This window comes from Paenarthrobacter sp. RAF54_2 (genome assembly GCF_052113945.1).
Taxonomy (GTDB): domain Bacteria; phylum Actinomycetota; class Actinomycetes; order Actinomycetales; family Micrococcaceae; genus Arthrobacter.
Genome location: NZ_JBFRDV010000014.1, coordinates 35,198 through 52,483, shown reverse-complemented (window position 1 = coordinate 52,483; position 17,286 = coordinate 35,198). Strand labels below are relative to the sequence as shown.

Annotated in this window: 18 protein-coding genes; 9 read left to right on the top strand and 9 right to left on the bottom strand. The window is 62.5% G+C overall.

Translation table 11 applies throughout. The features are described from left to right. Positions 1 to 12 precede the first annotated feature (12 nt). Both AB4Y87_RS15335 and AB4Y87_RS15330 read left to right on the top strand, forming a co-directional pair. The gene (locus AB4Y87_RS15335; RefSeq protein ID WP_442005190.1) at positions 13 to 618 is read left to right on the top strand and encodes a malonic semialdehyde reductase; all 606 of its coding nucleotides are present in this window, start codon (positions 13 to 15) and stop codon (positions 616 to 618) included. 177 nt (positions 619 to 795) lie between these two features. Beyond that, entirely contained in the window at positions 796 to 1,314 is a 519-nt protein-coding gene (locus AB4Y87_RS15330) for a 2'-5' RNA ligase family protein (protein WP_442005189.1), read from the top strand. Positions 1,315 to 1,346: 32 nt separating this feature from the next. Here the strand turns inward: AB4Y87_RS15330 and pgm are convergent, their stop codons facing one another. After that, positions 1,347 to 3,008 (bottom strand): phosphoglucomutase (alpha-D-glucose-1,6-bisphosphate-dependent), encoded by a 1,662-nt coding sequence (gene pgm / locus AB4Y87_RS15325; RefSeq protein WP_442005188.1) that lies wholly within the window; start codon positions 3,006 to 3,008, stop codon positions 1,347 to 1,349. 266 nt (positions 3,009 to 3,274) lie between these two features. On the opposite strand from pgm, the gene AB4Y87_RS15320 reads away from it, so the two are divergent. Beyond that, entirely contained in the window at positions 3,275 to 3,937 is a 663-nt protein-coding gene (locus AB4Y87_RS15320; protein ID WP_442005187.1) for a DUF4190 domain-containing protein, read from the top strand. Between the two features lie 130 nt (positions 3,938 to 4,067). Here AB4Y87_RS15320 and AB4Y87_RS15315 read toward each other — a convergent pair whose 3' ends face one another. From AB4Y87_RS15315 to AB4Y87_RS15305, 3 genes are all read right to left on the bottom strand, one after another. Next, positions 4,068 to 5,567: a peptide MFS transporter gene (locus tag AB4Y87_RS15315; protein WP_442005186.1), complete on the bottom strand. Its 1,500-nt coding sequence runs from the start codon at positions 5,565 to 5,567 to the stop codon at positions 4,068 to 4,070. 63 nt (positions 5,568 to 5,630) lie between these two features. Next, a complete protein-coding gene (locus AB4Y87_RS15310; RefSeq protein ID WP_442005185.1) occupies positions 5,631 to 7,061 on the bottom strand; it encodes an amidase in 1,431 nt (476 codons plus the stop codon). Further along, a complete protein-coding gene (locus AB4Y87_RS15305; protein WP_442005184.1) occupies positions 7,054 to 7,797 on the bottom strand; it encodes a Type 1 glutamine amidotransferase-like domain-containing protein in 744 nt (247 codons plus the stop codon). Before AB4Y87_RS15305 ends, AB4Y87_RS15310 begins: the two co-directional genes overlap by 8 nt. Positions 7,798 to 7,938: 141 nt before the next feature. Here AB4Y87_RS15305 and AB4Y87_RS15300 point away from each other — a divergent pair, with 141 nt between their 5' ends. The 3 genes from AB4Y87_RS15300 (at position 7,939) to AB4Y87_RS15290 (ending at position 9,591) form a co-directional block, all read left to right on the top strand. Next, a complete protein-coding gene (locus AB4Y87_RS15300) occupies positions 7,939 to 8,265 on the top strand; it encodes a rhodanese-like domain-containing protein (protein ID WP_442005183.1) in 327 nt (108 codons plus the stop codon). Between the two features lie 46 nt (positions 8,266 to 8,311). Further along, positions 8,312 to 9,241 (top strand): prephenate dehydratase, encoded by a 930-nt coding sequence (pheA, locus tag AB4Y87_RS15295; RefSeq protein WP_442005182.1) that lies wholly within the window; start codon positions 8,312 to 8,314, stop codon positions 9,239 to 9,241. 119 nt (positions 9,242 to 9,360) lie between these two features. After that, positions 9,361 to 9,591: a hypothetical protein gene (locus AB4Y87_RS15290; protein WP_216924263.1), complete on the top strand. Its 231-nt coding sequence runs from the start codon at positions 9,361 to 9,363 to the stop codon at positions 9,589 to 9,591. On the opposite strand, the gene AB4Y87_RS15285 is transcribed toward AB4Y87_RS15290, so the two are convergent. Next, complete coding sequence (locus AB4Y87_RS15285; protein ID WP_442005181.1) at positions 9,588 to 10,649, bottom strand: diacylglycerol/lipid kinase family protein; 1,062 nt, start codon at positions 10,647 to 10,649, stop codon at positions 9,588 to 9,590. The two genes, AB4Y87_RS15290 and AB4Y87_RS15285, sit on opposite strands and share 4 nt — an antisense overlap. Before the next feature lie 113 nt (positions 10,650 to 10,762). Between AB4Y87_RS15285 and serS the strand changes: the two genes are divergently transcribed. Further along, a complete protein-coding gene (gene serS, locus AB4Y87_RS15280) occupies positions 10,763 to 12,043 on the top strand; it encodes a serine--tRNA ligase (RefSeq protein WP_442005180.1) in 1,281 nt (426 codons plus the stop codon). A gap of 34 nt (positions 12,044 to 12,077) precedes the next feature. On the opposite strand, the gene AB4Y87_RS15275 is transcribed toward serS, so the two are convergent. Beyond that, positions 12,078 to 13,106: a hypothetical protein gene (locus AB4Y87_RS15275; RefSeq protein ID WP_442005179.1), complete on the bottom strand. Its 1,029-nt coding sequence runs from the start codon at positions 13,104 to 13,106 to the stop codon at positions 12,078 to 12,080. A gap of 163 nt (positions 13,107 to 13,269) precedes the next feature. On the opposite strand from AB4Y87_RS15275, the gene AB4Y87_RS15270 reads away from it, so the two are divergent. Continuing rightward, positions 13,270 to 14,115: an HAD family hydrolase gene (locus AB4Y87_RS15270; RefSeq protein ID WP_442005178.1), complete on the top strand. Its 846-nt coding sequence runs from the start codon at positions 13,270 to 13,272 to the stop codon at positions 14,113 to 14,115. Between the two features lie 12 nt (positions 14,116 to 14,127). Here AB4Y87_RS15270 and AB4Y87_RS15265 read toward each other — a convergent pair whose 3' ends face one another. Beyond that, positions 14,128 to 14,577 carry an SRPBCC family protein gene (locus AB4Y87_RS15265; protein WP_442005177.1) on the bottom strand — a complete coding sequence of 150 codons (450 nt, stop codon included), beginning with the start codon at positions 14,575 to 14,577 and terminating at the stop codon, positions 14,128 to 14,130. A gap of 43 nt (positions 14,578 to 14,620) precedes the next feature. Next, complete coding sequence (locus tag AB4Y87_RS15260; RefSeq protein ID WP_442005176.1) at positions 14,621 to 15,361, bottom strand: ANTAR domain-containing protein; 741 nt, start codon at positions 15,359 to 15,361, stop codon at positions 14,621 to 14,623. A gap of 143 nt (positions 15,362 to 15,504) precedes the next feature. Between AB4Y87_RS15260 and AB4Y87_RS15255 the strand changes: the two genes are divergently transcribed. Further along, entirely contained in the window at positions 15,505 to 16,275 is a 771-nt protein-coding gene (locus AB4Y87_RS15255; RefSeq protein WP_442005175.1) for a sigma-70 family RNA polymerase sigma factor, read from the top strand. A gap of 47 nt (positions 16,276 to 16,322) precedes the next feature. Here AB4Y87_RS15255 and AB4Y87_RS15250 read toward each other — a convergent pair whose 3' ends face one another. Continuing rightward, positions 16,323 to 17,273 (bottom strand): glycosyltransferase family 9 protein, encoded by a 951-nt coding sequence (locus AB4Y87_RS15250; RefSeq protein WP_442005174.1) that lies wholly within the window; start codon positions 17,271 to 17,273, stop codon positions 16,323 to 16,325. Between the last annotated feature and the right edge of the window lie 13 nt (positions 17,274 to 17,286).

The following is a 17,286-nucleotide window of genomic DNA, read 5'->3' as shown; positions in this document are numbered from 1 at the left end:
AAAGGTTCACGAATGACGATCGCCCACGAAGAAGCAGTCATTGACGCCGCAGCAGTCGACGCCATTTTTGCCGAAGCACGAACCGCCAACAGCTTTGCCGGTGAGGTCACCGACGAGCAGGCACGCGCCATCTACGAGCTCACCAAGTTCGGCCCCACAGCTTTCAACTCCCAGCCCCTGCGTGTGACTTACGTCCGCTCGGACGAGGCCCGCGCCAAGCTGGTTGATGCGCTCTCCAAGGGCAACCAGGCCAAGACTGCCTCGGCCCCGCTGGTCGCCATCCTCTCCTACGACACCGATTGGCAGGGTCAGTGGGACAAGTTCCTTCCGGCCTACGGCGCCCCCAAGGCCATGTACGACGCCGACCCCGCTTTCGCCGCTGCTACGGGCAACAACAACGCCCACCTGCAGGCCGGCTACTTCATTCTGGCCGTACGCTCGCTCGGCTTCGCTGCCGGCCCAATGACCGGCGCTGACTTCGCCGCAATCGACGCCGAATTCTTCCCGGCGGCGGACCAGAAGAGCTTCCTCGTGGTCAACATCGGCCAGCCCGGCCCGGACGCATGGGGCGAAGCCAAGCCGAAGTTCGCATACGAAGAAGTTGTTCGCACCGTTTAGTCTTTCCGGCTGTTCCGCCGATGCTCTCGTACGTGACGTGCGAGAGCATCGGCGTTTAAGGCCCCGGATGTGAGAGAAGATCCGGGGGTTTGGATGTTCTCTCACGTCCTGCGGCTATTTCGGCATCCCTCTCGCAGATCCCGTCAGTTCTGACTCGCTGAGTGGCAAACTATGCCTATGCGGAACCTCATCTGGGTGGCATTTACGGAGCCCGTACGGCCGGGGCTGGTGTTTCCGCGCAGCGACTGGCCCCTACACATCACGTTGTTAAGGTTCGACGTCGGAACTGACGTGAGTGCCGACGTCGCCGATGTCCTCGCGGACTTGGCCGAGGCGCCAGTCCAGGGAGCCCTCGGCACGCAACTGACCATTGGCGATGAAGCGGGCTTCGGCCACATGGGGTCGATTCCCGTGAGCCTGGTGGAACAAAACCCGTTGCTCCAAGGCCTGCACGAGGAACTCTTCGACGCCGTGGTCAGCGTGGGCGGGCGCATTGCGACACCCAACTACGTCCTCGAACGCTACCGACCGCACATCTCGCATCACGACGGCAAGCGCCCAAAGCCGGGAGACGTCGTCGTGCTTGACCAGGTTGCGCTGGTGGACATGGCGCCGGAAGGCAACCACACCATCCGGCGCATCCTCAGACTCTGGACGCAGGATGCGGCAGAGGCTGAGGATACGCAAACCGCGTAATGACGCGTAGTGCGCGGCCAGCGCATCAGAACCTAGGCGATGACCCCATCCACCAAAGCCTTGGCTTCCTCCTGCACCTTGGCCAGGTGATCGGCGCCCTTGAAGGACTCGGCGTAGATCTTGTAAACGTCCTCGGTGCCGGAGGGGCGGGCCGCGAACCAGGCGTTCTCGGTAACAACCTTGAGGCCACCGATTGACGCGCCGTTGCCCGGGGCTTCCGTGAGCTTGGCCGTGATGTCTTCGCCAGCCAATGAAGTGGCCGTGACGTCCGCGGCGGAGAGCTTGCCCAGCTTGGCCTTCTGCTCGCGGGAAGCCGCGGCATCGATTCGGGCGTAGACCGGCGCGCCGAACTGGTCGGTGAGCCCCTTGTACAACTGCGACGGCGATTTGCCCGTGACAGCGGTGATTTCCGAGGCCAACAGGGCCAAGAGGATGCCGTCCTTGTCCGTGGTCCACACGCTGCCGTCGCGCTTGTTAAAGGAGGCGCCGGCCGATTCCTCGCCACCGAAAGCACCCTCGCCGGACAGCAGGCCCGGCACGAACCACTTGAAGCCGACGGGAACTTCAACCAGCTTGCGGCCCAGCCCTGCAGCGACGCGGTCGATGATCGAGGACGAAACCAGCGTCTTGCCCACAACGGATGCGGGATTCCAGCCACTGCGGTTGCGGTACAAGTAATCGATGGCCACGGCAAGATAGTGGTTCGGGTTCATGAGTCCACCATCCGGCGTGACGATGCCGTGGCGGTCGGCGTCGGCGTCGTTACCCGTGGCGACGTCGTAGGCGGCGGTACCGTCCGCACCCAGAGACATGCGCTTGATGAGCGAGGCCATAGCCGACGGCGAGGAGCAGTCCATGCGGATCTTCTCGTCCCAGTCCAGTGTCATGAAAGCCCACTGCGGGTCCACCGTGGGGTTCACGACCGTCAGGTTGAGCTGGTGGCGCTCACCGATCTCGCCCCAGTAGTCAACGGACGCGCCGCCCATGGGATCGGCACCGATGCGGACACCGGCGTTGCGGATCGCGTCAAGATCCAGGACGGACGGGAGATCGTCAACGTAGCTGCTCAGGAAGTCGAACTTTCCAGTGGTGTCCGCGTTCAAAGCATCGTTCAACGGAATGCGCTTGACGCCCCGGAGGCCGTTCTCGAGGAGCTGGTTGGCGCGTTCGGCGATCCAACCCGTGGCGTCGGTGTCGGCCGGTCCGCCGTGCGGGGGGTTGTACTTGAAGCCACCGTCGCCAGGCGGGTTGTGGCTGGGCGTGACAACAATGCCGTCAGCCTGGGGTGTCCCCGGCGCAGCTTCGCGGTTGTACTTGAGGATGGCGTGGCTCAATGCAGGTGTGGGCGTGTAGCCGTGGCGCGCATCCACGAGTACTGTGACGCCGTTGGCCGCGAGGACCTCCAGCGCGGAGTTCTGCGCGGGCTCGCTCAGGGCATGGGTGTCGCGTCCGATGAACAGCGGCCCGGTGATGCCCTGGCGGCCGCGGTATTCAACGATTGCCTGCGTGATCGCGAGGATGTGCGGCTCGTTAAACGACGACTTCAGGCTGGATCCGCGGTGGCCCGACGTTCCAAACGCCACGCGTTGCGCGGGATCGCCCAAATCCGGGGTGACGTCGAAGTACGCGTCCAGCAGGGCTGTGATGTCAACAAGGTCTTGGGGGAGGGCAACTGTGCCCGCTCGGCTAGCCATGTCGTCCAGCATGCCAGACCACTGCACCCCCTGACAGGAAATGTCCCGCGATCCGGCCCCTGTGACGCAGAATGGCGGTGATGTGGCGCCGGATGAGCCAAAGATTTACCTCGCGTTTACGAGCGGCGGCTTTAGTGGGAGGATTCCGCCCTGACACCGTGTGACGCCTGCCATGGCACTGCGGGGAACCGGAAAAGCGCGTTGCCTTATGCGGCGCACCCGGCGGCGGTAGGGTGGGAAACAAAGACTTAGCGAGGGGGATTCCCATGTCAGATCAACCATCCAAGGGCAACGAGGACAAACCGGCGGGCTACGAACCGCCGCAGTACATCCCGCCCGCCGAATTCAGCCCGCCGGAGCAGAGCTCACAGACGCAGCCGCTTCCGCCGTACGACCAAGGCGCATACACGCAGAACGCCCAAGGCAAGGACGATTTCTACACTCAGCCGCTCCCGCCCCCAAGCCAGAGCCAGAGCAGCGCTGGCCAGAGCAGTGCCAGCCAGGGCCCGTACACACCCGGTGATTACAGCCAGCCGAGTCCCTCTCCCTACGGGCAGCCGCCGAGCCCTTATAACCAGAGCCAGTACAACCAGGGCCAGTTCAACCAGGCCCCGTACCAGCAGCAGCCCTACGGCCAGCAGAACCCGTACGGCCAGCCCGCGTATTACGCCATGCCCACCCAGCCAAAGGGCCTGAGCATTGCGAGCATGTGCTGCGGCATTGCCACTTTTATTGGCTTCGGGTTCTTCATCCTGCCGCAGATCGCAGCCGTGATCCTGGGCCACCTTGCCCTCAATCGCGAGCCCGCCAGCAAGGGCATGGCGATTGCCGGCCTGATCATGGGTTACGTCGGCGTGGCGATCACGGTGGTCGTCTTGATCTTCTTCTTTGCTGCGCTCGGGGCGTCTAGCAGCAGGTACAACTACTAACGCTCACTGCGCCTCTTGCTGGCGGCAGCTTTACACAAACGCGCACGACGGCGACCCTTACGTCAGGTGGGAATCCCACCCAACGTAAGGGTCGCCGTCGTTATTTAGCGCAGGGTGGGTCGAAAACCAGCTACCGAACCCCGCCCATCAGCTTCTTGATGGCCGGTGATCCAGCAGCGAGGGCCACAGCCAACACCACAGCCACGCCGCCAATGCCCAGGAAGTACGGGAGTTCGTCGTCGGGGTTGTAAAGGCCGGCAAGGATGCCTGCCAGGGTGGTGCCCAGGGAGACGGACAGGAAGAACAGCGCCACCATCTGGGTGTGGAAAGCCTGTGGGGCGAGCTTGGTGCTCACGGAAAGGCCAATGGGGGAGAGGAAGAGCTCCGCCAGCGTGAACAGGAACAGGATTCCCACCAGTGCCAGCAGCGGGGTCTTGCCCTCGCCGGCCAGAGGAATGAAGCAGAGGAAGGCAAGCCCCATGATGAGCAGGCCCGCCGAGAACTTCAGCGGGGAACTCGGCTGCTTGGCACCCAGCTTGGTCCACAGTGCAGCCATGACGCCGGCTAAGATGATGATGAACACCGGGTTGATGGACTGGACCCATGCGGCCGGCATTTCCCAGCCGAAGAGGTTGCGGTCCAGTTTCTCCTCGGAATACACGGCGATGAACGTGAACTGCTGCTGGAACAATGCCCAGAATGCGGCCGATGCGATGTATAGCGGGATGAAAGCGAGCACACGTTTGCGCTCCACGCCGGTAACGAGCGGGCTGCGGAAGATCAGGAAAAGGTAGATCACCGAGGCGCCGATGGCGGCATAAGCCATGCTGCGTGCCAGGTTGTCGGCGTTAACGGTGCCCGTGCCGAGCAGTACGCCGATCACGATCAGGATGCCGAGGAAGATCAGCCCGTACCGGGTGCGGTCAGCAGCCGGCAGCGGGTTGGGAACGCGGTGCGCTTCGGCGGGGAGCTTGTTGCGGCCCAGTGAGTAGATGAGAAGGCCGATCGCCATGCCCACTGCCGCTGCGCCGAAGCCCCAGTGGAAGCCGTTGCTCTCCTGCAGCCAGCCGGTGACCAGCGGGCCGATGAGTCCGCCGATGTTGATGCCCATGTAGAAGATGGAGAAACCGGCGTCGCGGCGTTCGTCCTTCTCGCCGTACAGGCTGCCGACCAGCGCCGTCGCGTTGGCTTTCAGGCCACCGGAGCCGATACCCACAAGTACCAGGCCCGCGATCAGTCCGGGAATGCCGGGCAGGAGGGCCAGCGCGATGTGGCCGGCCATGATCATGAGGGCTGAGCCGAAGAGGACCTTTTCGGAACCGAAGATACGGTCAGCAAGCCAGGCGCCGAGGATGGTGGACAGGTAAACGCCGCCACCATATGCGCCCACCAAGCCGGCGGCGAGGCCCTTGTCTATGGACAGCCCGCCTTGGTCGGCGGTGAAGTACATGTAGTAAAGCAGGATGCCCTGCATGCCGTAGAAGGAGAATCGCTCCCACATCTCCACGGAGAAGAGGCTGGCCAGCATCTTTGGGTGGCCGAAAAATGACGTATCGCCCGATGGTTTTTGGGGCGTAGCCGTGGTTAGAGGTGTGCTCATTTCCTCAATGCTGGCATTGACTGCGGGCATTGTCACATCGAAAGGTGCCCATGGCAACCACTTTCCATATGGTAGACAACCACACATTCCCGCTTACTGAAAGGCCTCCAGAACGGCCGCGAGCTGGAGAAGCTGCAGCTCAGAGCCCTGTTTCCCGATCACCTGAATGCCCATCGGCAGGCCACTTGCTGTCACGTGGACAGGAATGCTGATCGCCGGCAACCCGGACACGTTGACCATGGAGGACCATGGCGCGTACTCGCACTGCCTTTTGTAGTCCTCGTCCGCATCACCGGCCCATTCGCTGGGCCACGGCTCGCTGCTGTGGCCGCCGCCCGTGAACCAGCCGATCGGGCGCGGTGTCTGCGCCAGCGTGGGCATAAGGACGACGTCCCACTCCGCGTATTGCGCGATCGTGTCGAGCTCGAACTGCCGGAGGAAACTCAGGGCTTCATTGACCTTCAACGCGCTGCGCTGCTGCGCACGACGACGGAACGTCCGGGTGAGCGGGGTCAGGAGCGCCTCGCGCTGGGGTGCGATTCGCGCACTGCCGACGCCGGCAGTCCAAGCTGCGGTGAACGCCTCGGGGTAGCGGTTGTCGTAGCGGATCTCCGCTTCCGCAACACCGTGCCCCGCCTCCTCAAGCAGCTTGATCCCACGCGCCAGGGCGTCCAATGCTTCCTGTTCCACCTCGAAAGGGAAAACGCCGGCCCACGGGCTATCCAGGCTCACGCCTACATTGAGCGGCGTTGGGGCGTGGCCAACGTTGGCGAGATAACCGCCGTCGGGCGCTTGTTCGCGGGGGACCAGCGCATCCATCAGCAGGGCAGCGTCCGTCGCCGTACGCGCCAGCGGTCCGGCGACCACCAATTTAGCTGCATCGCCCGCGCTCGCTCCGGACGCCACCACGCCGCGCCCGGGCTTGAGTCCCACCAGTCCACAGGCACCGGCCGGAATCCGGATGGAACCGCCGCCGTCGGTCCCGGGAGCGAACGGAACCATGCCCGCTGCCACGGCGGCAGCGCTTCCGCCGGACGATCCACCGGAACTTCGGCTTAAGGAATGGGGATTGCGCGACGGCGGTGCGATGCGGTTTTCGCTGTACGCGGTGAGTCCGAACTCCGGAACCTGCGTCTTGCCAAGCGAGATGCCGCCCTGGCCTCTCAAAGTGGCTGCGAGGGCGCCGTCCTCCGGCGCAGGTTTGTGCTCCAACGCGGCACTGCCGTGAGTAGTGGGAATGCCTGCCACGTCAGTGAGGTCCTTGAAGGCCAAGGGCACACCATGCAACAGCGGCAACTCAGAAAGGCGGCCATCGCTGCGCAGTTTCGAATGGAGATTGTCTGCCCTGCTGGCGTCGGCCATCGCTTGCTCTGGGGTAACGGTGATGAAGGCGCCCAAGTGCCTGTTGCGGGCCTCGATGACGGAAAGGAAATGACTAGTCGCCTCCCTCGCCGACAGTTCGCCGGATGCGAGGGCATCGCGAAGCTCCACAGCGCTGAGGGCTTGAGGGGAAAGATCAACCAAGGAAACGAGACTCCAACCGTTCCTCCACGGCGATGGCGTCGACGCTCTCGCCAGCACCTGCAGTAACCCGGAATGCAGCCTTGTTCTTGACTTCGGACACCACTTCCACAAGTTCGGTGCCCCGGTAAACCAGCCCCACGCCGTCGTCGGTGCAATGCGCCTCGCCCAGCGTGCCGTTGGCCACGAGCTTGTGGATGGCAGGAGCGCGGCGGGGCTCGGAATCGTAGTGGACGCCGTTGGCGTAAGGAAGGAAGCCAAGCGCGTTGGTCACCGGCTGCAATTCAGGCCCGAAGGAGTCCGTCACGCCGCTCTTGAACCAACAAATGGAACCCGCGGAAACGCCGGCCAGGACCACCCCGCTTTCCCAAGCCTTCCGCAAAATTCCATCCAGGCCGTGTGCCCGCCACACGGCAAGCAGATTGACCACCGAACCACCGTGGACCCACACCACATCCTGCTGCAGAAGATGCGCTTCGGGGTCCTCAATATTGGGCATGGTGAAGAGGTTCAGATGAGCGAAATCAAACCCGGCGATGCGGGCGGCCTGATCCACCTCTGCTGCCCACCAGCGTTGGTCACCCGAGGCCGTACCAATGTGGGTCACACGGGGTGCGCGGCCACTTACTCCGGATAACTCCACGGCGTAGTGCATGAGGTGGTCGAACTCGATGCGGGTCCGGCTGCCTGGCTTGTAACCGCCGGATGTTGCGAGGATGGTGGGTTGGCCAGCCGCCATGGTCCTGCTCCTAACAGCCGATTCAAGGGAGTCCTTGCGTCCCAGTCTTAGTGCCGTAACCGCGGCGCGCAAGCGACGTCTCGCTTCGCGGCCGCTGCGACTAGGCTGGATGATGACCTGAATCGATGGGAAGGAACCGCCATGAGCGACTTCGAAACCGTGCCTGTGGGCGATATTCCGGCTGATGCCAGCATCCTGGACGTTCGTGAGGACTATGAATGGGTTGCCGGACACGTTGAAGGTGCACGGCATATCCCCATGGATCAACTGCCGAACCGCTTGGATGAACTGGATCCGGACGACGACCTTTTCGTCATCTGCCGTACTGGTGGCCGTTCCTTCCGAGTAGTCCAGTGGTTGGTTGGCCAGGGCTACTCCGCCGTGAACGTCGCCGGTGGCATGGATATGTGGTTCGAAGCCGGCCGGCCGATGGTGTCTGACAACGGCCTCAAGCCAGTGGTTCTCTAACTTCCGGCTAGCCTTTCCCACGCATATAACCACCAAGGAATACTCAATGTCAGCACCGACCTACACGTTTCTGGGCCCTGAGGGAACGTTCACTGAGACCGCCCTCATGCAGGTCCCCGGGGCCGCTGATGCCTTCCGTATTCCTTGTACCAACGTGAACACGGCGCTCGAGCGGGTGCGCAATGGCGAGGCCGACGCCGCCATGGTTCCCATCGAAAACTCGGTGGAGGGTGGCGTGACTGCGACACTGGATTCCATTGCCACCGGCCCGGAACTCCGGATCATCCGTGAGGCGCTGGTTCCTATTACCTTCGTGCTCGTGGCGAGGCCCGGCGTCGTGCTTTCGAGTATTAAGCGCATTTCCACACATGGCCACGCGTGGGCTCAATGCCGCCTGTGGGTGGATGAAAACATTCCGAACGCGGACTATGTCCCCGGTTCTTCTACCGCCGCATCAGCCATGGGCCTCCTTGAGGGAGATGCGCACTACGACGCCGCTATTTGCGCGCCGCTGATCGCGTCTGAGCAACCCGGACTCAACGTTCTGGCTGAAAACATTGGCGACAACCCGGACGCAGTCACCCGCTTTATCCTGGTGAGCCGGCCGGGTGCCTTGCCTGAACGCACGGGTGCCGACAAGACGACGGTTGTTGTGCCGCTGCCGGAGGACCACCCCGGTGCCCTCATGCAGATCCTTGACCAGTTCGCTTCGCGTGGGGTCAACCTGAGCCGCATCGAATCACGCCCCACCGGCCAGTACCTTGGCCACTACTTCTTCAGCATCGATGCCGACGGTCATGCGTCGGATTCCCGTGTTGCTGATGCCTTGGCTGGTCTGCACAGAATCAGCCCGGCAACCCGTTTCCTGGGCTCTTATGCTCGTGCCGATAAGCAAGCTGCGGTGGTTGCCCCACATACTTCGGATGCCGCGTTTGCCTCCGCTCATGCGTGGGTCCAATCGATTCTGAAGGGCTAGGTTGCGCTGGGTCTGGGGCTAAATAATTGAACCTTCAACCCCTTTCGCGCTGATGCAAGTGTGCGTATGCTTGCCTGATCCATAAACGATGGATGAATGCCCAAAAGAAGGGAGCGGTCATGTCTGTCCACCGAGATGACAAAGACGGCCAGGGCATGATCGTCAATCCCAAGCCCTCCGGCGAGAACAAGGACGACTGGGACGGCGACGAAGCTGACCGCGCGGATCGACTCCGTTTTGAAGAAGAACAAGCGATGATCCGTGAGCAGGCCGAGGCCCGGGCTGCCGCGAAGGCGGCGGCCGAAGCAGCCGCAGCAAATGCGGCCCAACCCGAGAAGGGCGCAGTCTAGAGGGTTTGAGCCTTCGGTACCCGCACCAACAGCGAACCCGGCTGGACCTGAACGGTGACCTGCGTGGCCTCGCCCGCGGGGTCGCCGTCGAGCTGGGTCGCCATAGGTTCCTGGCTGCGAATGGTGACCTTGCCGGAGCGATAGAAATTCATCACCGGCAGATTCCGCTTGTGCTTGAACAGGATCTTTGCGTACATCGCAATCCATCCGAAGGCACTGCGGGGGCTGATGACGACGATGTCCAGCATGCCGTCATCGATCATGGCTTCCGGAATGAAATCAATACCTCCCGGAATGAGGCCACAGTTGGCGAAAAGCACGCTGCGGATTTTCCGGGCCTGTTCAGGCTGGTCATCCATGGTGATGGTGACTCGCTTGCGGCGGCCGGGCAGATGCCGGACCCCAGCCTCGGTGTAGGCCAGCCAACCCACGGTCTTCTTCAAGTCTTCCTTGGTATCGCCAATAACCTCGGCATCCAGGCCCATGCCGGCGATCACCAGGAACGTGTGCGTGGATGATTCTCCCGTGATGTCGTTGTCTATGGCCATGGTGGCGGTGTCGATAAAGCGCTGATGGCCAAAGAGGGCGATCTGGATGCAGTCGGCGATGTCGTTGACGTCCAGTTCGACATTTCGAGCCAGAAGGTTGCCGGTACCCAGCGGGATGAGGCCCATCGCCACGCCCTTATGCGCCAGCGACTCAGCCACGACACGCACTGTGCCGTCGCCGCCGCACGCAAGAACGACGTCGGCCCCGTACTCCAGCGCTTGGCGCGACTGCCCGTAACCGGGGTCCTCCAGGGTGGTCTCGAAGAACTGTGGGCTGTCCCAACCGGCGAGGTCGCATGCGTCGATGATTGCTTGGCGGGCCTCGATCGACTTGTTTTTCACAGGGTTGAGGATCACCGCAACCTTCTGATGCCCAGGCTCCGGCTTGTGCGTGTCCTCCCGAACCGCGCTCCTGATGTGACGGGCTCTCAACCGGCGCACACCCCACCAACTGGAGACGGCAAACGCCACGCCCCCAGCGAGAATCACGTACAGGATCCAGTCGCTCATGGTGCTCCAACACTATCGCCCTGCGTAGTCCTGATTTCACGGTGTTAATTTCGGCGCTTGCACGGCTCTGGGTCCGCACGGGAAATCAGCGGCCCATTCGATACTCTTGTGTGGTGATCGACGTAAAAGACCTCAGCGAAAATCCGGACAAGTTCCGTGCCAGCCAGCGCGCCCGTGGCGCCGACGAGTCTGTTGTGGACGCGATCATCTCCGCAGACTCCGATCGCCGCGCCGCGCTGATCCGCCACGAAACCCTCCGTGCCGAGCAGAACGCCTTCGGCAAGAGGGTTGCCCAGGCAAAGGGTGAGGAAAAGCAGGCTCTGCTGGCGGAGGTCAAGGAACTGGCCAACTCGGTGAAGGCCGCTTCCGCTGAAGCCGCTGCTGCCCAGGCCAAACAGGAAGAGCTGCTCCGCGGCATCCCCAACCTGATCGTGGATGGTGTTCCTGAGGGCGGCGAGGACGATTACGTTGTGGTCAAGACCGTGGGTACCCCGCGCGAATTCACGGATTTCGAGCCGAAGGACCATTTGGAAATCGGCGAACTGATAGGCGCGATCGACATGGAACGCGGCGCCAAGGTTTCCGGTGCGCGCTTCTACTTCCTCCGCGGTGTTGGCGCCCGGTTGGAAATGGCACTTCTGCAGATGGCCATGGACCAGGCGATCGAGGCCGGCTTCGTCCCCATGATCACCCCCACTCTGGTGCGCCCGGAGACCATGCAGGGCACCGGCTTTGACGTAAAGCACGACGCCGAGATCTACCGTCTCGCCGAAGACGACCTTTACCTTGTGGGAACCTCCGAGGTGGCCCTCGCGGGCTATCACGCAGACGAGATCCTGGACCTCTCGGCCGGCCCCATCCGCTACGCCGGCCAGAGCTCCTGCTACCGCCGCGAGGCCGGTTCGCACGGCAAGGACACCCGGGGCATCATCCGCGTGCACCAGTTCAACAAGGTGGAGATGTTCATCTACACCACGGTTGAAGAAGCAGCCGCGGAGCACCAACGACTGCTTGCCTGGGAAGAGGAAATGCTGGCCAAGTGCGAGCTTCCCTACCGCGTGATCGACACGGCTGCAGGCGACCTCGGCATGTCCGCGGCCCGCAAGTTCGACTGCGAAGCCTGGGTTCCTACGCAGAACGCCTACCGCGAGCTCACGTCCACGTCCAACTGCACCACATTCCAGGCCCGCCGCCTCAACATCCGCGAACGCGTGATCAACGAGGAAGGCGTTGCCAAGGGCACCCGCGCCGTCGCAACCCTGAATGGCACCCTGGCCACCACCCGCTGGATCGTTGCCCTGCTGGAGCACCACCAGAACCCGGACGGCTCGGTCAACGTTCCCAAGGCGCTGCAGAAGTACATTGGCGGGCTTGAGGTTCTGCCGGTCCTGTAGTTCTCTCCGCGGAAGACCCCGCCCAACGGACCATTCACCCTCGCGCGCGGCGGTGAATGGTCCGTAGGGCGGGGTTTCTTGTCCTGGAAAGTCCGGCTGCTTCGAGCTTTGCAAGCAGCTTCTCCGGCCTGATGGCAGTGGTCCAGTCCCACCGCACTACGTGGAAGCCCATGGCACGGAGTCGGTCCTCGCGTTTCTTCTCCTTGAGCACGGTTTCACGTGCAGTTCCCCCATTGAGGTATTCGTCATTGAGGTACTTTGCATCTCCGTCGACCTCGCCAATAATCTTGAGTTCCCGCCAGTAGAAGTCCGTCCGGGCAACGAATCCCAAGGCGTCATGGAATTCGGCCTGAAGCTCGGGGGCTGGAAAACCAAGTAGATGCATCTGCGCACGGCTCAGGGACTCGCCAGCTGATCCCGAGCGAGCGTCGGCGAAGTCAAGGACTGAGCTGACCCAGAGTCTCTTTGCGGCGGATGCCAGGCTCTCTCCTGCAAGATGCAGGTCTTCAACGCTGGCGGCCGAAGCTCCGAACCTTTTTGGGCTGATGGCGTGATCCGCTAGAACCACCGCCCGTGCGAAGGGAAGCCGGGCCATTACGTCAGCCGCTGTTGAATTAAGGTCCGTGACGGTCAGCCCGTTCAGGTGTACTGGACTCGCTTGATAGGCATGGCGATAGATGCCGTAACTCTTGGTGCGCTCCAGTCCTGTGCTGCCAGACTTCGTGCCTCCGGAGGCCTGAGTAGTCGGTCGCTTGGAACCCGCGTGGCTGGATGACGAATTGGCCAAATGGATGTGCGCCGGGATTCCGACAACCTGCATCCCCCAGAGTACGGCCGCCGTCTCGTAGCAAAAGTGTGCAGAAGGTAGTTCCAGAGCGACTGCCCTGATGGTCGCGGAGTAGCGCTCCCAAGGCTTTAGGGACATCCACCGGCTCTTGTCCATGTAGACTCCCTTGCGCACTCTGACCAGCTCACCCTTCGTAAATCGCCTGCTGAGCGAACGAATATCTCCCGAGTTGGCTCTCTGTTGCGTGGACACCAGGAACTCGGCTGTTTCTTTCATGGAAACAACTTTCGATGGCGGAGGGAGCCGGCGGGTACGACAGGTCCGGTGGAGGGTGTCTGGTGCGGGCGGGGAGTGAGGGGCGGAGTGTTCACGCGGCGTTAATCCGGTGCTGTGTCCTCGGTCCTAGTGCGGTGTCAGAGGTGTCTGCTCTACTGGAACCATGACTATTTTGACTGACACTCCAGTTGCTGGCATCGATGACCAGCCAAATGACAACAACAAACTCATGATCGCATTGGACGTTGACGGCACGCTCGTGGACCACGACGGCCACATGTCTCCCGGGGTTAGGGCGGCTGCACAAGAGGTAGTGGCAAGCGGGCACGACGTCATGATCGCCACCGGCCGGTCGCTGAATGCCACCCTGCCCATCATCGAGCAAATCGGCTTGGAACGTGGTTACGCGGTGTGCTGCAACGGCGGCGTGACGCTTCGACTGGTTCCCACCTTGGAGGCCGGCTACGAGATCATCCACAAGGCAACGTTCGATCCCGCTCCGGCTCTGAAGGCCCTGCGCGAACGCCTGCCCAATGCGAAGTACGCGCTGGAGGACGAAGACGGGAACTTCCTCTCCACGGAGCGTTTCCAGGACGCCAGCTTTGGCGTCGAGGCAATCGGCGTGGACTTCCAGACCATGTTGGAGGCCACGGCTGTCCGCGTGGTGGTCTTCAGCAGTGACAACACCTCGGACGACTTCAACCACGCCATCCGCCACATCGGCCTTTCCGGCGTGACGTACTCGGTGGGCTGGACGGCATGGCTGGACATTGCCGCGGAGGGCGTCACCAAGGCCAGCGCGCTTGAGGCCCTGCGCCAGAGGATCGGCACGGAACAGGCCAACACGGTGGCGGTGGGCGATGGCCGCAACGACATCGAGATGCTCACATGGGCAGGCAGGGGAGTGGCGATGGGCCAGGCTCCCGAGGAAGTAATAGCCGTCGCGGATGAGGTCACCGCGTCAGTATTCGACGACGGCGCCGCCCTGGTTCTGCGCAGCGTGCTGTAGCAGCCGGACCCCTTAGTCCACCCGCCCGCGCCAGGCACCGGTTTCGCGGCCGCGGTCCTCGATGAAGTCCTTGAATTTGTCCAGGTCCGCGGCCACCTGCATCTCGTCGGCGGAGAGCGCGGCGCCGGCCTTCTCCACGAATCCTTCAGGCTCCCATTCGAGGGTCACGTTGACGCCGCAGTGCTCGGGTCCGAGGTTGTCGAAGCGGACTGTGCCGGCGTTGCGGGGTGCGTCGATGCTTTCCCACGCAATGACGGTATCCGGAACTTGTTGGGTAATGCGGGCATCATATTCGCGCCGGACTCCGCCGACCTTGGTTGAGAAGTGGAGTGTTGAATCGTTGATCTGGCGGACGTTTTCCACGCCGCTCATGAACTCGGGAAACTTTTCGAACTGGGTCCACTGGTTGTAGGCGACCGAAACCGGTACCTCTACCTCGATGGCCTTCGTGACGGTTTGCATGAGAGACACCTCGATTTGGATTGTTGTGGTTTAGGTGAGGGGTTTAAGTGAAATGGGTCTGGACGGGGCCGCCACCGGCTGAGTCAACGATTGCCTGCGCAACATCCCGGAGCTTGACGTTCCGGTTGCTTGAGGCCTTTTTGATCAGCTCTACGGCTTCAGCCTGGCTGCATCTGTTTTGGGCGATGATGATGCCCGTGGCGACGTCGATGACCGTCCGCGAGGCCATGGCTGCGCGAAGGTTGGCGGCTGTCTGGCTGTGTTGCGCAATGAGCACTGCCAGCTGAATGCCCTTGGATGCCTGCTGCACATAATCGCTGGCCCTCTGGACGGCGATCTGGTCAAAGCCGTTGGGGCGTTCGGAGTAGAGGTTCAAGCCTGCCCGTGCGGTGTCATCCGTGAGCGGGAAAGGCACAGCGAGGACGGAATGAACACCATTCGCTAGAGCCAGGTCGTTGTACTCAGGCCACGTGTTGTCTTTTTCAAAGTCCGGAATATGCACTTGGGTGCCTACCCGGCAGCAATGGATGCAGGGACCGTCTGCGAACTGATACTGGAGTTCGTCCAGCATCTGCGCTCGCTCGCTGCTGCTGGCCACGGTGGCCGTCGCCCTATGCCGAAGCATGGTGATTCCGCAAAAGACTTCATTGTCAGGTTTGGTGAACATCGCCGCTGAGTGGCGTGCAAGCTCGGTCAGGAAGGCCTCCACGTCGGGTGTGTCCAGAAGCAGGTCCTGGATCTCCGCTGCTACAAGATGCGGTTCGGTGAGTTGTTGGTCTTCCACGTGGATCTCCGATCCCTGGATGCGGCTACCCTTCGAGCCTAGTCCTGAATACCCGTTGAAAGCTAATAGTAAGTGTGCTTCTCTTTTTAAGGAGTCTTGCCGTGGGCTCACTCACTCCGAGCAGGTCTAAGGATTGAAGCCACATGCGACAAACCCGACCACACGACGTCCAAACCCGGCCTCCTGCGCCGGAGAGCACCATCCGTCAAAGCTTTCAAGACGGCTTGGTTTTGGACCATCTCAATCTCGCAAAGTCCATTGCCGCCAGGTATTCCGCCCACACGCACGACATCGACGACGTCCGGCAAGTTGCGTACATGGGCCTAATAAAGGCGGCCCGGGGATTCGATGAAACCAAGGGTGTCAGCTTCCCCGCCTACGCCGCCCCGACCATTGCGGGCGAGGTCAAAAGGTATCTCCGCGATCACTGCTGGGTAGTGCGGCCACCGAGGCCCATCCAGGATGTGCGGCGCCAAGTCCTCGCCAGGACGGAGGAACTGACCCAAGCCCTCCAGAGGACCCCAACGCCGGAAGAAGTGGCGGCGGACCTTCGACTGGAGCCCTGCCAAGTCAGGGAAGCGTTGATGGCCGGCACCAGCAAGCGGCCGGATTCCCTCGACGCCCCTGCTGCAGAGGGCCGCGACGGACTGCAAGGATGCCTTTCCGCTTTCGGATGCCCTACGGATCGGCTGGAGGACGTGCTCGCCCTGCGCAATGCCATCCGGGACCTGAGCGCTGAGGACAGGCACCTTCTGTATCGCCGCTACTACCGGGAGGAAACGCAGTCCACCATCGCGGAAGCTCTGGGCATGTCCCAAATGCAGGTCTCGCGGCGGCTTTCCAAAATCCTGGTGTCCCTGCAGACACAGTTACTGGATGAGGAAGCGCACCTCCAGGATGGAACTGCGCCGTAGGAACAGCGACCTAATAAACACAATAAGCAAACAACAACCAGCAGGACTCAGCAGCCCAACCCGTCCACGGCATCCAACACGTCACGGACGGTCACGGCAAGGAGCGCGGGATCGGGATCGGCGGCGAAAACGTCACCACGGCGGAGTTCGACGGCGGTAAGCACCACGTGCGGTCCAGGCGGCGGACCCCATTCTTCGGCAGGAGCGGGGCCGAACAGGACCACGGAGGGCCGGGCATAGGCGGACGCCAGGTGGGCCGCACCGGTGTCCGCGGAAACGACGAGCCGAGCATCCGCGATGGTTGCTGCGAACTCTGCGAGGCCCTGCCGCCCAGCCAGGACGCCGCCGTCGAGGTTTGCTCCTTTGAGGTTTGCCAAGGCGGCAGTCTCCACTGCCCGCTCGCGCTCGGACGTGCCCCCGGTCAGCACGATATCGTGCCCTGCCCGGGAGAGTTCGACGGCAACTTCGGCGAATCGCTCGATCGGCCAGAGCCTGCTGCCGTAGGCGGCGCCCACATGGATAACGGTTGCGCCGGGCCGGGGTGACGGAATGTTTGGTTTGTTGAGTCGGTAGTCCAGCGGATCGGCGTCGATGCCGTACCAGTTGAGGAGCCTGGCCCAGCGCTCGCGCTCAGGGATTCCGGTTGTCCAAACCGGTCCGTCGAGGCCGGGAGTTTGGTAGGCGAGCACCCGCTTCGCGCGAAGTTCGTTGATTCGTTGGCGGCTTTCGGGTCCGTTCCCGTGCAGGTTGACGGCGACGTCCACGACGCCTGGGGGGATGCTCAGTGGATCATCGAGGCCCGGCGTGGGCAGGTGGTCGATGCCGCCCACCAGTTCCAGGGCCTCCGAAATCCAGGCCGGCGCCGCATACAAAATGCGGTGCTCGGGGTACGCCCGGCGCAGGCCGCGAAGCGCCGGAACGGCAACCAGGAGGTCCCCGAGTTTCAGGGCGCGCAGGGCGAGCAGCAGGGGTTGTCCGTTCTTTTCGGCTGTGTCCATGGTGACCTCCCGC

Excerpts from the sequence above, each read along its gene's own strand:
- AB4Y87_RS15335 (WP_442005190.1), top strand. The coding sequence starts at position 13 with ATGACGATCGCCCACGAAGAAGCAGTCATTGACGCCGCAGCAGTCGAC.
- AB4Y87_RS15330 (WP_442005189.1), top strand. The coding sequence starts at position 796 with ATGCGGAACCTCATCTGGGTGGCATTTACGGAGCCCGTACGGCCGGGG.
- pgm (WP_442005188.1), bottom strand. The coding sequence starts at position 3,008 with ATGGCTAGCCGAGCGGGCACAGTTGCCCTCCCCCAAGACCTTGTTGAC.
- AB4Y87_RS15320 (WP_442005187.1), top strand. The coding sequence starts at position 3,275 with ATGTCAGATCAACCATCCAAGGGCAACGAGGACAAACCGGCGGGCTAC.
- AB4Y87_RS15315 (WP_442005186.1), bottom strand. The coding sequence starts at position 5,567 with ATGCCCGCAGTCAATGCCAGCATTGAGGAAATGAGCACACCTCTAACC.
- AB4Y87_RS15305 (WP_442005184.1), bottom strand. The coding sequence starts at position 7,797 with ATGGCGGCTGGCCAACCCACCATCCTCGCAACATCCGGCGGTTACAAG.
- AB4Y87_RS15300 (WP_442005183.1), top strand. The coding sequence starts at position 7,939 with ATGAGCGACTTCGAAACCGTGCCTGTGGGCGATATTCCGGCTGATGCC.
- pheA (WP_442005182.1), top strand. The coding sequence starts at position 8,312 with ATGTCAGCACCGACCTACACGTTTCTGGGCCCTGAGGGAACGTTCACT.
- AB4Y87_RS15290 (WP_216924263.1), top strand. The coding sequence starts at position 9,361 with ATGTCTGTCCACCGAGATGACAAAGACGGCCAGGGCATGATCGTCAAT.
- AB4Y87_RS15285 (WP_442005181.1), bottom strand. The coding sequence starts at position 10,649 with ATGAGCGACTGGATCCTGTACGTGATTCTCGCTGGGGGCGTGGCGTTT.
- AB4Y87_RS15275 (WP_442005179.1), bottom strand. The coding sequence starts at position 13,106 with ATGAAAGAAACAGCCGAGTTCCTGGTGTCCACGCAACAGAGAGCCAAC.
- AB4Y87_RS15270 (WP_442005178.1), top strand. The coding sequence starts at position 13,270 with ATGACTATTTTGACTGACACTCCAGTTGCTGGCATCGATGACCAGCCA.
- AB4Y87_RS15265 (WP_442005177.1), bottom strand. The coding sequence starts at position 14,577 with ATGCAAACCGTCACGAAGGCCATCGAGGTAGAGGTACCGGTTTCGGTC.
- AB4Y87_RS15255 (WP_442005175.1), top strand. The coding sequence starts at position 15,505 with ATGCGACAAACCCGACCACACGACGTCCAAACCCGGCCTCCTGCGCCG.
- AB4Y87_RS15250 (WP_442005174.1), bottom strand. The coding sequence starts at position 17,273 with ATGGACACAGCCGAAAAGAACGGACAACCCCTGCTGCTCGCCCTGCGC.